This window comes from Curtobacterium sp. MCLR17_034, from assembly GCF_003234485.1.
Lineage (GTDB): Bacteria > Actinomycetota > Actinomycetes > Actinomycetales > Microbacteriaceae > Curtobacterium > Curtobacterium flaccumfaciens.
In genome coordinates, this window is record NZ_QKTH01000002.1 from 147482 (window position 1) to 160867 (window position 13386).

Annotated in this window: 14 protein-coding genes; 10 read left to right on the plus strand and 4 right to left on the minus strand. The window is 73.7% G+C overall.

Annotation, left to right across the window (positions count from 1 at the left end; genetic code table 11):
- The first annotated feature begins 73 nt into the window (after positions 1-73).
- From DEI98_RS03205 to DEI98_RS03230, 6 genes are read left to right on the plus strand one after another with little or no spacing between them, the layout of a single operon-like run.
- Positions 74-568, plus strand: coding sequence for an Asp23/Gls24 family envelope stress response protein (locus tag DEI98_RS03205; protein WP_110864247.1), 495 nt, complete (start codon positions 74-76; stop codon positions 566-568).
- Entirely contained in the window at positions 565-756 is a 192-nt protein-coding gene (locus DEI98_RS03210; RefSeq protein ID WP_027464859.1) for a DUF2273 domain-containing protein, read from the plus strand. Before DEI98_RS03205 ends, DEI98_RS03210 begins: the two co-directional genes overlap by 4 nt.
- A complete protein-coding gene (locus DEI98_RS03215; protein WP_111099873.1) occupies positions 753-1124 on the plus strand; it encodes a hypothetical protein in 372 nt (123 codons plus the stop codon). The genes DEI98_RS03210 and DEI98_RS03215 overlap by 4 nt, the downstream gene beginning before the upstream one ends.
- Positions 1121-1735, plus strand: coding sequence for a hypothetical protein (locus DEI98_RS03220; protein WP_111099874.1), 615 nt, complete (start codon positions 1121-1123; stop codon positions 1733-1735). Before DEI98_RS03215 ends, DEI98_RS03220 begins: the two co-directional genes overlap by 4 nt.
- Entirely contained in the window at positions 1732-2334 is a 603-nt protein-coding gene (locus DEI98_RS03225; protein ID WP_111099875.1) for a hypothetical protein, read from the plus strand. Before DEI98_RS03220 ends, DEI98_RS03225 begins: the two co-directional genes overlap by 4 nt.
- An 8-nt stretch (positions 2335-2342) precedes the next feature.
- A complete protein-coding gene (locus DEI98_RS03230; RefSeq protein WP_111099876.1) occupies positions 2343-3161 on the plus strand; it encodes an aminoglycoside 3'-phosphotransferase in 819 nt (272 codons plus the stop codon).
- On the opposite strand, the gene DEI98_RS03235 is transcribed toward DEI98_RS03230, so the two are convergent.
- Positions 3158-4510 carry a M23 family metallopeptidase gene (locus DEI98_RS03235; RefSeq protein ID WP_111099877.1) on the minus strand — a complete coding sequence of 451 codons (1353 nt, stop codon included), beginning with the start codon at positions 4508-4510 and terminating at the stop codon, positions 3158-3160. The two genes, DEI98_RS03230 and DEI98_RS03235, sit on opposite strands and share 4 nt — an antisense overlap.
- 74 nt (positions 4511-4584) lie before the next feature.
- Positions 4585-6252 carry a hypothetical protein gene (locus tag DEI98_RS03240; RefSeq protein ID WP_146243396.1) on the minus strand — a complete coding sequence of 556 codons (1668 nt, stop codon included), beginning with the start codon at positions 6250-6252 and terminating at the stop codon, positions 4585-4587.
- A 96-nt stretch (positions 6253-6348) separates the two neighbouring features.
- Between DEI98_RS03240 and pyrE the strand changes: the two genes are divergently transcribed.
- Entirely contained in the window at positions 6349-6900 is a 552-nt protein-coding gene (gene pyrE, locus DEI98_RS03245) for an orotate phosphoribosyltransferase (protein WP_111099879.1), read from the plus strand.
- Positions 6897-9212 (plus strand): septum formation family protein, encoded by a 2316-nt coding sequence (locus tag DEI98_RS03250; RefSeq protein WP_111099880.1) that lies wholly within the window; start codon positions 6897-6899, stop codon positions 9210-9212. Before pyrE ends, DEI98_RS03250 begins: the two co-directional genes overlap by 4 nt.
- A 176-nt stretch (positions 9213-9388) precedes the next feature.
- Here DEI98_RS03250 and DEI98_RS03255 read toward each other — a convergent pair whose 3' ends face one another.
- A complete protein-coding gene (locus tag DEI98_RS03255; RefSeq protein ID WP_111099881.1) occupies positions 9389-10342 on the minus strand; it encodes an aldo/keto reductase in 954 nt (317 codons plus the stop codon).
- Between the two features lie 108 nt (positions 10343-10450).
- On the opposite strand from DEI98_RS03255, the gene DEI98_RS03260 reads away from it, so the two are divergent.
- Positions 10451-11095: a HEAT repeat domain-containing protein gene (locus DEI98_RS03260; protein WP_111099882.1), complete on the plus strand. Its 645-nt coding sequence runs from the start codon at positions 10451-10453 to the stop codon at positions 11093-11095.
- A gap of 617 nt (positions 11096-11712) precedes the next feature.
- On the opposite strand, the gene DEI98_RS03265 is transcribed toward DEI98_RS03260, so the two are convergent.
- Complete coding sequence (locus DEI98_RS03265; RefSeq protein ID WP_027464846.1) at positions 11713-12402, minus strand: metal-dependent transcriptional regulator; 690 nt, start codon at positions 12400-12402, stop codon at positions 11713-11715.
- A 37-nt stretch (positions 12403-12439) separates the two neighbouring features.
- Between DEI98_RS03265 and DEI98_RS03270 the strand changes: the two genes are divergently transcribed.
- On the plus strand, positions 12440-13369 hold the full coding sequence (locus DEI98_RS03270; protein WP_181437910.1) for a CPBP family intramembrane glutamic endopeptidase: 930 nt from the start codon (positions 12440-12442) through the stop codon (positions 13367-13369).
- Positions 13370-13386 lie beyond the last annotated feature (17 nt).

A 13386-nucleotide genomic window follows, 5' to 3' on the forward strand; every position in this document is an offset into this window, starting at 1 on the left:
CGTGCGCCGCCTGTGCGGCGTACGGCACGATGGTGTTCGCTGGAGGCCAGCAATCGATCGCACGGAGGCAGCAATGGCATCGACGACGAACCGCGTCGACGGGACCACGACCGGAGCCACGCTCGGCACCGGGGCCGGGAGCGCCCAGCCCGCCGGCACCACCACGACGCAGGTCACCGCCAAGGGCAGGACCATCATCGACGACACGGTCGTCGCGAAGGTCGCGGGCATCGCCGCCCGCGACGTCCCCGGCGTCTTCGCACTCGGCGGCAACGCCTCGCGGGCGTTCGGTGCCATCCGCGACGCCATCGGCTCGAGCGCGCTCGGTCAGGGCGTCCGCGTCGAGGTCGGCGAGACCCAGGTGGCCGTCGACCTGACCATCGTCGTCGACTACCCGACGCCGATGATGGAGGTCGCCTCCGCCGTGCGCGCCGCCGTCACGAACGCCGTCACCGAACTCGTCGGCCTCGAGGTCACCGAGGTCAACATCGCGATCAACGACGTGAACATCCCCGCACTCAACGGCGTCGCCGACGAGTTCGACACCCGGGACGGTCGAGTCCGGTGAACGCCACCGTCGTCGGGATGGGCACCGGCGCCCTGCTCGCGATCGTCGCGGTGACGCTCGGGTTCTGGGCGTTCGTCGTCGTCGCCGTCTGCATGGCGGTCGGTGCACTGGTCGCGCGCATCGTCACGGGCGACGTCGACTTCCGTCGCCTGCTCGACGTGCTGCGCGGACGCCGGAGCTCGTCGTGAGCGACGCCGCCGTCGCCACGACCGGCGACAGCGGCGTCCGGCTCCGCGGCTCCGACCGCATCGGCACGTCGGCGCTGGTGCACACCGCCCAGGCGGTCGCCGCCGAAGCACTGCGCGTGGCCTTCCGGGAGGTCCGTGCCCGGGTCGCCGACGACGGCCGCGGTGCACTGGCGGTCGAGATCACCGCCCCGCTCGCCCTGCCGGTGCTGGGCTCGCACGCACTCCCCGACGAACCGGTCGTCGCCACGGCGCACCGGGCTCGCGGCACGATCGCCGAGCGCTTCCGGGCCATCACCGGCCGACAGGTCGCCCGCGTGACCGTGACCTTCGCCTCGTCGGTCGTGGACACCCCGCGGAGGGTCCGGTGACCGCTCCACCCCTCGTCGGCGCGCCCACCGGGGACCACGCTGCCACCCACCGCCGCCTGCTGCGCCGCGAGACCCACGTCTCCCGCTCCGGTGCCGTCGTCGTCGCGATGCTCATCGCCCTGGTGCTCGCCGCCGCCGCGGTCTTCGCCGGTGCGCTCGTCCTGCTCGACCAGAACGTCCTGGGCGTCGACCCCCGTGCCGTGGTCGACGCCGCGTTCGCCGCTCCGAACGGCCTCGACACCACCATCGTGATCGGCATCGGCGCCGTCGTGGCCCTGATCGGCCTCGTCCTCCTGCTGCAGGGGATCCTGCCCCAGCGCCGTCCGCGGCACGTGATGTCGTCCGACCGGCTCGCAGTGGTCGTCGACGACGAGGTCCTGGCCTCCGCTGCGGCCCGCGCCGCCCGATCCGCGACCCGTCTGGGCGCCGACGCCGCCGTGGGCACCGTCGGTCGCCGCACGGTCGACGTCGTGCTCCGTCCCGCAGCCGGGGTGGACGTCCCCGCGGTCGCCGCGACCGAGGCCGTCGAGCGGGAGTTCGCCGCGATCGACGCGCAACCGCCACTCGCTGCACGGGTCCGGGTGCAGCCGACCGGACGGGTGGACGGATGAACGCCACGAACCGCGCGCTCGGCCGGACGGCGCTCGTCGTGCTCGGGCTCGTGCTGCTCGTCGCCGGGGTCGCCGCGATCCTGGTGCAGACCGCGCAGGGCCTGCCCCTCGTCGCATCGTGGTGGCGCACGGTCGGCGATGCCCTCGCCGGACTCGGCACCGGGGCGTCGCGTGACGACTCGGTGTTCGCGTGGACCTGTGTGCTCGGCGGTGGCGTCGTGCTCGGCGTGCTCGCACTCGTCGTGCTGACGACGCTCGGCGGTGGCCGCGAGAGCACCGTCGTGGACAGCGACGGTTCGGCGGACGGCGTCGCCGGCTCGGTGCGCATCGAGTCCACGGCCGTGCAGCACGCGCTCTCCTCGGCCATCGGCGACATGCCCCAGGTCGGTTCCCTCGCCGTCGACGTCTACCGGGTCCGTGGTGGTCGGGCGATCCGGGTGCGGGTCCGTCCGCGCCGGGGTGCCGCGCCCCGGGAGATCACCGAACGGGTCGAGGCCGTGGCCGCCGACCTGGACGCCCTGCTCGGTGAGCGCCTGCCCGTGCTGCTCGAGATCGCCCGTGGTGGGTCGGGGTCCTCCCGCCCGGACCGAGTGCACTGAGCGTCGCCGTGGTGCGCTCGATCGGTGGACTGCCCCGGCCGGGCGAGACCGTCCCGGTGCCGCGCATCGTCACCGAGGTCGCGCGAGGGCGTGAGGTCGCGCTCGTCTGGCACAACCAGATCGGCGGGACGACGTTCCGGATCGGACCGGACGCGCGCGCCGAGGAGTTCGTGAAGGTCCTGCCGCACGCCTACGGTTCGTGGATCAGCGGTGAGGCGGAACGGCTGACCTGGGCGTCCCGGTACGCCCGGGTGCCCGAGGTGCTCGACCACGGCATCGACGACCACGGCGTCTGGCTGCACACCCGTGCCGTGCCCGGGTGGAGCGCCGTCGACCCGCGCTGGCACGACGAACCCCGGACCGCGGTGGTCGCGGTGGGCGAGGGCCTGCGCGCGCTGCACGACACGTTGCCCGTCGACGACTGCCCGTTCACGTGGTCCACGGCGGACCGGCTCGATCGCGCGCGTGGGACGAGCGCCGACGTTGCCGCCGACGCCGAGCGAGGCCCGGGCGGTCTCGGTCCGGAGCCGACGAGTGACCGGATCGTCGTCTGTCACGGCGACCCGTGCACGCCGAACACGCTCATCGGTGCGGACCGGCGGTGGAGCGGGCACGTCGACCTGGACGCGATGGGGGTGGCGGACCGCTGGGCCGACATCGCGGTGGCGACGATGGCCCTCGGCTGGAACTACGGACCCGGATGGGAGCCGTTGTTCCACCGGGCGTACGGGCTGCCGGACGACCCGGAGCGCACCGCGTGGTACCGGGCGCTGTGGAACGCCGGCGACGACGAGATCGACGACCCAGAGTCGGGGCCGGTCGGTTAGAAGGCGACTCCGCGCGCGGACATGAAGGGCACCGGGTCGGTGGTGGCGCCGTTGATGTGCACCTCGACGTGGCTGTGGCAGCCGGTCGACGCCCCGGTGGAGCCGACGAGCGCGATGAGCTGCCCCGCGGAGACCTGCTGCCCGGTGGCGACCCGGAAGCCGCCGTCGACGATGTGGCCGTACGCGGTCTGCACACCGCCGCCGTGGTTGATGCGGACGTAGTTGCCGTAACCGCCGTACCAGCCGACGTAGTCGACGGTGCCGGCCGAGGCCGCGACGATGGGCGTGTAGCAGCCGCTCGCCAGGTCGGTGCCCTCGTGCATGGTGACGACGCCGGTGATCGGGTGCACGCGGTAGCCGTAGGGGCTGATGACGTAGCCGCTGGCCGGGCGGACCCAGCCGGTCCCGGAGCCCGCGCCGACGGAACCGCCGCCACCCGAGCCGCTGCTGCCGGTCGAGCCGCCGCCTGACGGAGCGCCCCCGCCGGAGTTCGCGGCGGCCTGTGCGGCGGCTGCTCGCTGCGCGGCGGCTGCGCGCTCGGCGGCTTCGCGTGCGGCCTTCTCTTCCGCCGCCTTGCGGACGCGCTCACCCTTGGCGAACTCGGCTTCGGTCCGGACGCGGCCGGAGGTCAGGGTCGCGAGCTGGGCGTCGAGTCGGGCCTTGTTCGACTGCTGCTCGTCGTAGGCGGCCTGCACGGCGTCGGACGCCGCCTGGGCTTCCTGCATGCGGTCTTCGGCTTCGGCAGCGAGGTCGCCCAGTGCTTCGGCGGCGCGGTCGGCCTGTGCCTCGAGCGAGCTGGCGACGGCGGCGTCGGCGCTCGCGGCGGCCTGCACGCGCTCGGCCTGCTCGGAGAGCTTGCTCAGCGCACCGAGGTTGTACAGCAGGTCACTGGCGTCTTCGCCCTGGGTGATCACCGAGGTGGTGACGTCGGCGCCACCGGAGCGGGACATCTGCGCGGCGAACTGCCCGGCCTGCGCGGCGCTCTGGTCGGCGACCTTCGCGTGGTCCTTGGCGTCGGCGCGGAGCTGCTGTTCCTTCTCGGCCGCGGTCTGGGCCTTGCGCTGTGCCTTGTAGAACACGTCGCCGAGCTTCTGCGCCTTCGCCTCGGCAGCCTCGACCTTGGCGTCGAGTTCGCTGATGATGCCCCGGATCTCGGTGATCTGTCCCTGCTTCGCGGATTCCTTGCCGCGGGCGGACTTCACTTCGTCCCACGTGGGGTAGGTCACCGCCTGGGCGGCCGGAGCGTCGGCGATGACCGTGCCGACGAGGCCCGCGAGTGCCAGGCCGGTGACGGCGAGGCGCAGGCGCACGGGGACACGGTGGGCGCGGGGGCTGGTGGGACGAGACATCGAGCACGAGCCTATACATCCGTACAGCGAGCATCGGACGGCAACGCGCCGCTGTGGACAACTTCAGCAGTGGATCAGAAGCCGCGGTCGCGCCGGATGACGTCGGCGCTCCCGACGACGTCGCGCCGCAGGATCGCCTGCCCGGCGGTGCCGGCGTAGTCGTAGACGTCGAACCCGGTGCAGTGGGTGATCGTCGCCGGGGGGCCGAGGGAGTCCTCGACCGCGGTGGTCCAGAGGTCGTGCGACCCGACCACCACGAAGCTCGGGTCGGCGTCGCGGTAGGCCCCGAGGTCGACGAGCCACGGGTACGTCTCGAAGGTGTCGCGGACCTGCAGCAGCCCGACGTTCGTCGACGCGTAGGTGGCGAGGGGCCGGACCGTCCAGAACTGCCCGACGCCGGTGACCTGGCGCCCGTCGGCCCAGCGGTCCAGGCACGCGGCCGCCGGGTACCGCGCGGTCGACACGGCGTGGGCGGTGCCAGGGGCCACGGCGATCCCGGTCGCGAGCACGGCGGCCATCGCGACCGCCACCCCTGCCCGGACCCCGCTGTGCGGGCGGTGCACGCGGGTGCGGCGGACCGCGGTGCGGGTGAGCTCGGCCACGGCGACGAGCGCGAGCAGCGGTGCCGTCACGATCGGCTGCAGGTAGCGCGGGGTCTCGGACCCGGCGACGACGACCCCGACGGACACGGCGACGACGGTCACGAGCGGCAGCACCGTCGCGACCAGCACGGTGCGTGCGGTGCGGACCCGCCAGGCCCAGACCGTGCCGCCGACGGTGACGAGCACCCCGGCGAACAGCAGCAGGAGCCCGAGGTCGCCCGGTGCCGTGCCCGCCCGGTCGTCGGTCAGCGCCGCGAAGAACCGCAGGGTCTCCCCGGCCCGCGACGGCTGCACGTACGTCGCCGGGTCGAGGGAGACGAACGGCCGGAGCGGGATCCGCACCAGGTACCCGACGACCGATCCGACCGTGACGGCACCGGCGAGCAGCGCAGCGGGGCGCCACGGCACCCGCCGTGCCAGCACCAGGAGCCCGAGGGTGACGACGACGGGAGCGGCGGAACAGGGCACGTACAGCGGGTTCGACGCGGTCGTGCACGCGGCGACGAGTCCGAGCACCACGAGCAGGGGCACCGACGCCCGGCCGAGGCGCACCGCCCGCAGCACCAGCACCGCGGTGCCGAGCATCGCCAGCACGGCCCCGTAGTAGTAGGTCGTGGTCAGCAGCAGGGACGCCAGCTCGAGCGAGGTCGCGGTCGCCGACGACTCGGTCAGCACGAGCAGCGTGACCAGGCCGAGCGCCCCCGCCGACACCGCGATCCGGGCGGGGCGCCCAGCGGACGGCATCAGTTCGTTCGCAGCGGCACGCACCAGCGCGTAGACCGCGAGGAGCACGAGCACCCCGTTCAGCGCCAGGGCCTGCTGCGGGGTCCCGGTCACCAGCGAGCAGAACAGGTACACGGGCAGCTCGGGGAAGAAGAACAGTGCGGGCGACATCGCCCACTCGAACGGCTGGCCGGCCTGCAGCGAGCGCTCGACGAGCGGCAGCAGCACCGAGTCGCCGTCGTACCAGAGCAACGCCACCCGTTCCGTCGCGACGACGTGACGCAGGGCGATGACGGCCAGGGCCAGCGCGACCAGGCCGCCCAGGGCCTCCCGTCCGATCGTGACGGCCACCCCACCGGTCCGGCGGCCGCCGGACGGAGCCGGCTCCACGGCGGGGCGACGCGGTGCTCGGGACATGCCCCGGAGCGTACCGAGGCCGCCTCGGTGCCGGTACGCACAGACCCACAGGCTGGGGGAGCGCGTTGCGGGCCCGACCGACTACCCTTGTGCGCTGTGACCGACGCGCGCGAACAGTTGATCCAGTACATCTCCTCCGAAGCGGTGTTCCACGGCGACTTCACCCTGACCAGCGGGAAGAAGGCGACGTACTACATCGACCTGCGGAAGGTCAGCCTGGACCACCGCGTCGCGCCGCTGATCGGGCAGGTCATGACCGAGCTCGTGCAGCAGGTGCCGGACGTCTCCGCAGTCGGTGGCCTGACCATGGGCGCCGACCCCATCGCCAGCGCCGTCCTGCACCAGGGCGCCGCCCAGGGCCTGACCTACGACGCCTTCGTCGTCCGCAAGGAGCCGAAGGACCACGGCCGCGGCAAGCAGGTCGAGGGACCGGACCTCAAGGGCAAGCGCGTCGTCGTGCTCGAGGACACCTCCACCACCGGCGGCTCGCCGCTCAAGGCGGCCGAGGCGCTCGAGCGCGAGGGCGCGATCATCGCCGCCGTCGCGGTCGTCGTCGACCGAGACACCGGTGCCAAGGAGACGATCGAGGCGGCCGGCTACCCGTACTTCGCGGCCATCGGGTTGGCTGATCTGGGGCTGACCGCGTGACCGAGGAGCGTCCGGACGACGCACGCGAACCCGACGGCACCGCCGGCCCGGCAGACGGGGACGACGGCCTGGAGGCTCGGCGTGCGTCCGGATCGGACGCTCCGTTCCACGGTCTCCGCAGCGCTGCGGACATCTTCGGGGCTCCGCGCGGCGAGGAGGACTGGCCGTCGCGGCGGGAGCGCCGCGAGGCCGAGCGCACCGCCCGCGAGACGGGCGCGCCGCTGCCGGAGCCGTTCGTGGCCGAGGGGGAGGCGGAGGGCGCCGAGGCTGCTGCTGCTGCTCCTGCTCCTGCTCCTGCTGCGTCTGCGCCGGCCGCTCCGGCGCTCGACGACGGCGCGACCCAGGCCATCTCGATGCCGCCCGAGCTGCTCGCACCCTCCGAGAACCCCGACGCCGTCGTCGAGCACGAGCGCTCCACACTGCACGACCGGATCCCGGCCGCCGCCGACGTCGCGCCGGACTCCACTGCACCGCACCCGTCGTCGATCGTGCTGCCGACGGCGCAGACCCACCGCGACGAACGAGCTGCCGCGTCGAAGGCCATCGAGGACGAGCGTCGCCGCGTCGACCCGTTCGGCGAGGGCCGCGCCGACGTCGACTGGCTCGGCCGCGCGACCGGCAACCACCCGGAGTCCGTGGCGCCCGCTGCTGCTGCTCCCGCTGCGCCGCAGCCCCTCGGCGTCGAGAACGTGCTGCCGCCGACCGAGGAACCGCCGACCTTCACCGACCTGCTGCGCATCACCAGCACCGGGCCGGTCCCCACGCAGACGGGCGGGCACGACCGGCCGTTCGACTGGGCCATCGGTGACGACGAGCCCGGCGAGGTCCCGGCGACGCTGACCACCGACTCGTTCGACACCACCGCGCTGTCCGCCGGGTCCTGGTCGCTCGCCGACGAGTTGGACGACGAGGACGAGGTCGTCGCCGGCGAGGTCGACACCCCGGCCTCCGGGCTGCCGCAGGCACCGCGGACCTACCCGGTGCCGCCGGCGGTCCCCGTGCCGCCGGTTGTTCCCCCGGCGGTCCCGGCTGCGCCCGTGTCGGACACGGCTGCTCCGGCTGCCGTTCCCGCCGCTGATGCTGCTGGTGCTCCGTCGGAGGCGACCGAGGCCGTGGACGTGCCCCGTGCGCCCGCCGGAGACGACGTGCCGGACGCGACCGAGGGCCTCCAGGCCGATGCCCCGACCACCGCGATGCCGGCGGCCGGGACGCCCTGGTGGTCCGAGCCCGACGCGACCGTGCCGCCGACCGCGGCACCGCCCCTCGTCGAGCCGGCTGCGGGTGCCCAGGAGTACCCGGCGCACCTGCCGCCGTCGGTGGGGCAGGACCTCGACGCCGTGCTCGGCCTGCGTGGGAACGACACCGGTCCGCAGCCGGAGTCCCTTCCCGCTGCGGCGCCGGACGACCTGGACCAGTCCGAGTGGGACGGCCGCGAGACCAGTGACACGAGTGCCATCAAGGACCTGTTCGGCACCGAGGCCGTCGGGCAGCTCGGCGGGACCGGCTACGACCCGGAGGACACCGGGACGCGGATGATGCCGGCGGCTGCGGTGCCCGCGGCTGCTGCCGCTCCTGCTGCTGCCCCCGCGCCCGCGCCCGCTGCTGCTGCTGGGCGGCCGGCCGGCGGTCCGGACCGGCAGTCCGGCGACCGCGACAACTTCATCAACGAGGGCTTCGCGCGACTGCGGAACGAGGGCAAGCGCGGCAAGCAGCTGCTGATCTACGGGTCGATCGCGCTGATCCTCGTGCTCATCGTGCTGGTGTTCCTGCTGTCGAAGTGGATCCTCGGCAACAACATCGCCGACCAGGCCGTGCCGACGAAGTCGCCGGTGGCTGCCTCGTCGGCGCCGGCGACACCGAGCGCTGCGCCGTCGGCGTCGGCCTCGCAGCCGGGTGACGCCGCAGCGCCGGCCGCCACGCTGCAGTTCGCCACGACCCCGGCGCTGCCCGGCGAGCACCCGTGGACCGACCTGGCCGGCGGGGAGTGCCTGTCGCCGTTCACGAACGCGTGGTCGCAGACCTTCACGGTGGTGGACTGCGCGACGCCGCACATCGGGCAGCTGACCGCACGGCTCGCGGTCGAGGGCGACACCTACCCCGGTGCCGAGGCCCTCGCGACCCAGGCGGCCGACCAGTGTCAGTCCGACACGGCGCTGAACGCCTCGGCCGCCGCTGCCGTGGGCGACGTGCAGGTGCAGGGTTCCTACGCGCCGGACCAGGCGACGTGGGACCAGGGTGACCGGTTCATCGCGTGCTTCGTGACGCGGTCGTCGGGGCAGCCGCTGACCGGGTCGTTGGCGCCGGGGGCGTAGGCGCGGTCTGTCGGCGCGGGTCGCACGTGTTCTGCGACGATCCACCCCGTGATCGACGGGTGCTCTGTCGCAACATGCACACACAGCGAATGCGTGTGCAAGGAACGACATCCCACCCGTCGAACGACGAGTGGGATGTCGGAACATGCACGCGCATCGGCTGAGATGCGCCGGTGTCAGGCGCTCGCGGGCACCTTCGCTGACACGTCGGACAGCGTCTGCAGCTCGTCGGCGCTGAGCTCGAGCTCCGCCGAGGCCAGCAGCGCCGGCAGCTGCTCGGTGTTCCGGGCGCTCGCGATCGGTGCGACGACGTCGGGCTGCGCCTGCAGCCAGGCGAGTGCGACGGTGGCGATCTCGGAGCCGTGTGCGTCGGCGATCGAGGACAGCGCGTCCACGACGGCGAGCCCCTCGTCGGTGAAGTACCCGGACACCTGGCCCTCGCGGTCCTTGCCCGCGAAGTCGTCCTTCGAGCGGTACTTGCCGGTCAGGAACCCCGCGGCGAGCGAGAAGTACGGCACGACGCCGAGTCCCTGCTCGTGCGCGAGCGGCGCGATCTCGGCCTCGTACGGCTGGCGGGTGACCAGGTTGTAGTGCGGCTGGATGGCGACGGGCTGGGCGAGGCCGTTCTCCGTCGCGATGCGGATCCACTCCGCGGCGCGGTCCTTCGAGTAGTTCGAGATCGCGGTGTAGCGGACCAGGCCGTCCTGCACGAGCTGGTCGAATGCGCGGACGGTCTCCTCGAGCGGGGTCGACTGGTCGTCGAAGTGCGCGTAGTACAGGTCGATCCGGTCGGTGCCGAGGCGCTCGAGGCTCGCGCGGGCAGCGGCGGCGACGGTGCCCGCGGCGAGGCCCTGGAACTCCGGGTGCTGCGAGCCCTTCGTCGCGATGACGACGTCGTCCCGCTTGCCCGAGGCGCGCAGCCACGAACCGATGACCCGCTCGGACTCGCCGCCCGAGTTGCCCGGCGCCCAGGCCGAGTACACGTCCGCGGTGTCGATGAAGTCGCCACCGGCCGCGGTGTAGGCGTCGAGGACCTGGTGCGAGGTCGACTCGTCCGCCGTCCACCCGAAGACGTTGCCGCCGAGGGCGAGGGGGAACACGTGCAGGTCACTGGTACCGATGCGGGGCATGCGGAGGTCCTTTCGTGGTCGGAGGTGCGGTGGGAGCGAACCGCACGTCTCCCGACGCTATGCCCCGATGCTTGACACGGCCCCGGCGCGAGGGGCTTCGATGGACGGATGACCACGCTCACCGATGCCCTCGCCGATCCGCGATCCTCCGCCCGGCTGCAGGCCGTGATGGCCGCGGGGACCACCCCGGACCCCGCGGACCTCGAGGTGCTCGTGGCACAGTGCGCCGTCGAGCCGGACTTCTTCGTCCGCGACATGCTGACGTGGGCGCTCACCCGGCACCCCGCCGACGACGTCGTCGCCCGCGTCCTGCCCGAGCTCGAGCGCCCCGAACCCCAGGCCCGCAGCCAGGCGCTCCACACCCTGTCGAAGATCGGCGACCCGGAGGCGTGGCCGGCGGTGCGCCCGCTGCTCGAGGACCACGACGACGAGGTGCTCCGCGCCGCCTGGCGCACGGCCGTCGCACTGGTGCCGGACGACGAGCGGGCGTCGCTCGCGCGGACCCTCGCCGTGCAGCTCGGCATCGGAGACCGCGAGCGTCGGCTCAGCCTGTCGCGTGCTCTGGTGGGACTCGGCGAAGACACCGTCGGACCGGTCCTCGTCGCGGCCGCCGACCGGGGGACCGACGCCGTCCGGGAGCACGTGCACGAGACCGAACGGCTGCTGCACGACCCGGATGCGGCATACGCGCTCGCCCTCGAACGGGCCCGGCGTGAGGTCGCCCTCGGCCGGACGCGCTCCGTCAAGGGCTAGGGCCGGTGGGCGCGCCCGGCCGGGAGCGCCGGGTGGTCGCGAACCGTCGCCGTCGCGGTGGTGGGGCGGGCGCGTCGCGCGGTCACGACACCCCGTGGCCGGGGTGCCGAGTGGTCGCGAACCGTCGGCTGCGGGGCTCCCGGGCGACAGAGCGTGACCGCTCGGTGGAGGTGAGCGGGGTGTCGTGACCGGCGGGGACACCGGACGGGAGGCGCGTGGCGGCGGGGCACCGGGCCTCCCGTCCGTCGCCACGCGCGTTCGCGGGCCGTGGTGCGGTCACGTCACCCCGTGGGCGGGGCGCCGAGTGGTCGCGAACCGTCGGTTGCGGGGCTGCCGGGCGACGGTTCCTGACCGCTCGGCGGACGTGAGTGGGGTGTTGTGACCGGCGGGGCGCCGGACGGGAGGCGCGTGGCGGCCGCGCGCCGGGCCTCCCGTCCGTCGCCACGCGCGTTCGCGGGCCGCAGTGCGGTCACGACACCCCGTGCGCTGGGCGCCGGGTGGTCGCGAACCGTCGGCTGCGGGGCTCCCGGGCGACGGTTCCTGACCGCTCGGCGGACGTGAGCGGGGTGTCGTGACCGCCCGGCCAGCCGACCATCCCGCCCGCGCGCGCCGCGCGGTCAGTCGCCGTCGGGTGCGAGCCAGATGGAGGACGCGGCGGCGGCCGGCAGGTCGACGAGGGACTCCGAGCCGTCGGTCGCCCGCCGTGACACCGCGATGACGCCGGCGTAGTCGCGCACCCGCTCGACCCGCAGGTGCGTCCCCAGCCCCACCCCGAGTTCGTCGAAGTACCGCAGCAGCGAGGGGTCGTCGTCCGAGACCCGGTCGACGGTGCCGCACGCTCCCGGCTCGATCGCACCGAGGAGGGTGCCGGGGGAGTCCGGCACGATGCCGTCCGCCCCGGGGATCGGGTCGCCGTGGGGGTCGTGCGTCGGGTGGCCGAGGTCGGCGTCGACCCGGTCGAGGAACTGCTCCGACACGGCGTGTTCCAGGGCCTCGGCCTCGGTGTGGACCTCGTCCCACGAGTAGCCGAGCCGCTCCACCAGGAACGTCTCGATCAGTCGGTGTCGCCGGACCATCGCCACCGCGACCTGCTGCCCGAGCGGGGTGAGCACGACGCCGTAGTACGGGGTGTGCTCGATCAGGCCGTCACGGTCGAGCTTCTTGAGGTTGCCCGACACCGTGGACGCCGACACCTTCAGCGACGCCGCGATGTCCCGCGTTGCCAGGCCGGGCCCGCCGCGCTCGCTGGCCTTCCAGATGAGCTTGACGTAGTCCTCTGCCATGGTGGACAGGGAGGGCAGGCGCATACCGTCAATCGTACGTCCCGCCTGGTACAACCAGCAGATGACCACCACCGCCCCCGTCCGAGCCCGCCGCCGTCGCTGGCCGGTGCCCCCGTCGCTACTGCTCGGGCTCGCGCCGATCGTGGTCTTCGCGGCGATCAGCGCCTGGCGGTCACGACCGAGCGACGACTACGCGACCCTCGGGCAGACCGTCGACAGCGTCGTGCACGCCCTGGTCATCCCCGAGGGCATCGCCGTCGTGGCACTCGCCCTGTTCGTCACGGCGCTCGGTTGGTGGCGGATCGCCACGGTCGACCCGGTCCGGACGCGGCTGCGGTGGACGATGCTCGCGCCGATCCTCGTGCTCGTGGTGTGCGTCGTCCGGCTGCCCCTGATCGACTGGACGGCGCTGCCGGCGCACTACTTCCTGCTGCTCGCCGTCGGGGTGCTGTTCGTCGGGGTCTTCGAGGAGCTCATGGCCCGCGGCACCCTGCTCGTCGGGCTGCGGCGGCGCCTGCCGGAGATGGGGGTCTGGGCCCTGTCGTGTGCGCTGTTCGGGCTGCTGCACCTGCTCAACGCGCTCGCCGGAGCCGGGATCGGGCCGACGCTCATCCAGGTGGTGTTCGCGGCGTCGTTCGGGTCGACGCTGTACGTCGCGCGTCGGCTGACCGGGTCGCTGCTCGCCCCGGTGCTGCTGCACGGCTTCTGGGACTTCGGGTCGATCGGGTTCTCGGCGACCGCGGACACGGGCGACTTCGGCAAGTTGACGCTGCTCGGCCTGATCGGGCTGTTCTCGTTCGGGGTGCTCGCGTTCGGCATCGTGGCCGGCGGGGTCATCGCCTGGTACGACGACCGGCCCCGTCGGCTCGCGAAGCGGTGGCGGACGGTACCGCCGATGGCGGCCTTCGCTCTGGAGGTCCGTGGCGCGTCCCCCGAACCGGCTGCGGCGGGTGCCGCGGTCGCGTCCGGTGCGGGGGTCGACGCGCGGTAGCGGCCGCGCCGACGCGC

Coding starts and splice junctions, on each gene's coding strand:
- DEI98_RS03205 (WP_110864247.1), top strand. CDS start 74: ATGGCATCGACGACGAACCGCGTCGACGGGACCACGACCGGAGCCACG.
- DEI98_RS03225 (WP_111099875.1), top strand. CDS start 1,732: ATGAACGCCACGAACCGCGCGCTCGGCCGGACGGCGCTCGTCGTGCTC.
- DEI98_RS03235 (WP_111099877.1), bottom strand. CDS start 4,510: ATGTCTCGTCCCACCAGCCCCCGCGCCCACCGTGTCCCCGTGCGCCTG.
- DEI98_RS03240 (WP_146243396.1), bottom strand. CDS start 6,252: ATGTCCCGAGCACCGCGTCGCCCCGCCGTGGAGCCGGCTCCGTCCGGC.
- DEI98_RS03255 (WP_111099881.1), bottom strand. CDS start 10,342: ATGCCCCGCATCGGTACCAGTGACCTGCACGTGTTCCCCCTCGCCCTC.
- DEI98_RS03260 (WP_111099882.1), top strand. CDS start 10,451: ATGACCACGCTCACCGATGCCCTCGCCGATCCGCGATCCTCCGCCCGG.
- DEI98_RS03265 (WP_027464846.1), bottom strand. CDS start 12,402: ATGCGCCTGCCCTCCCTGTCCACCATGGCAGAGGACTACGTCAAGCTC.
- DEI98_RS03270 (WP_181437910.1), top strand. CDS start 12,440: ATGACCACCACCGCCCCCGTCCGAGCCCGCCGCCGTCGCTGGCCGGTG.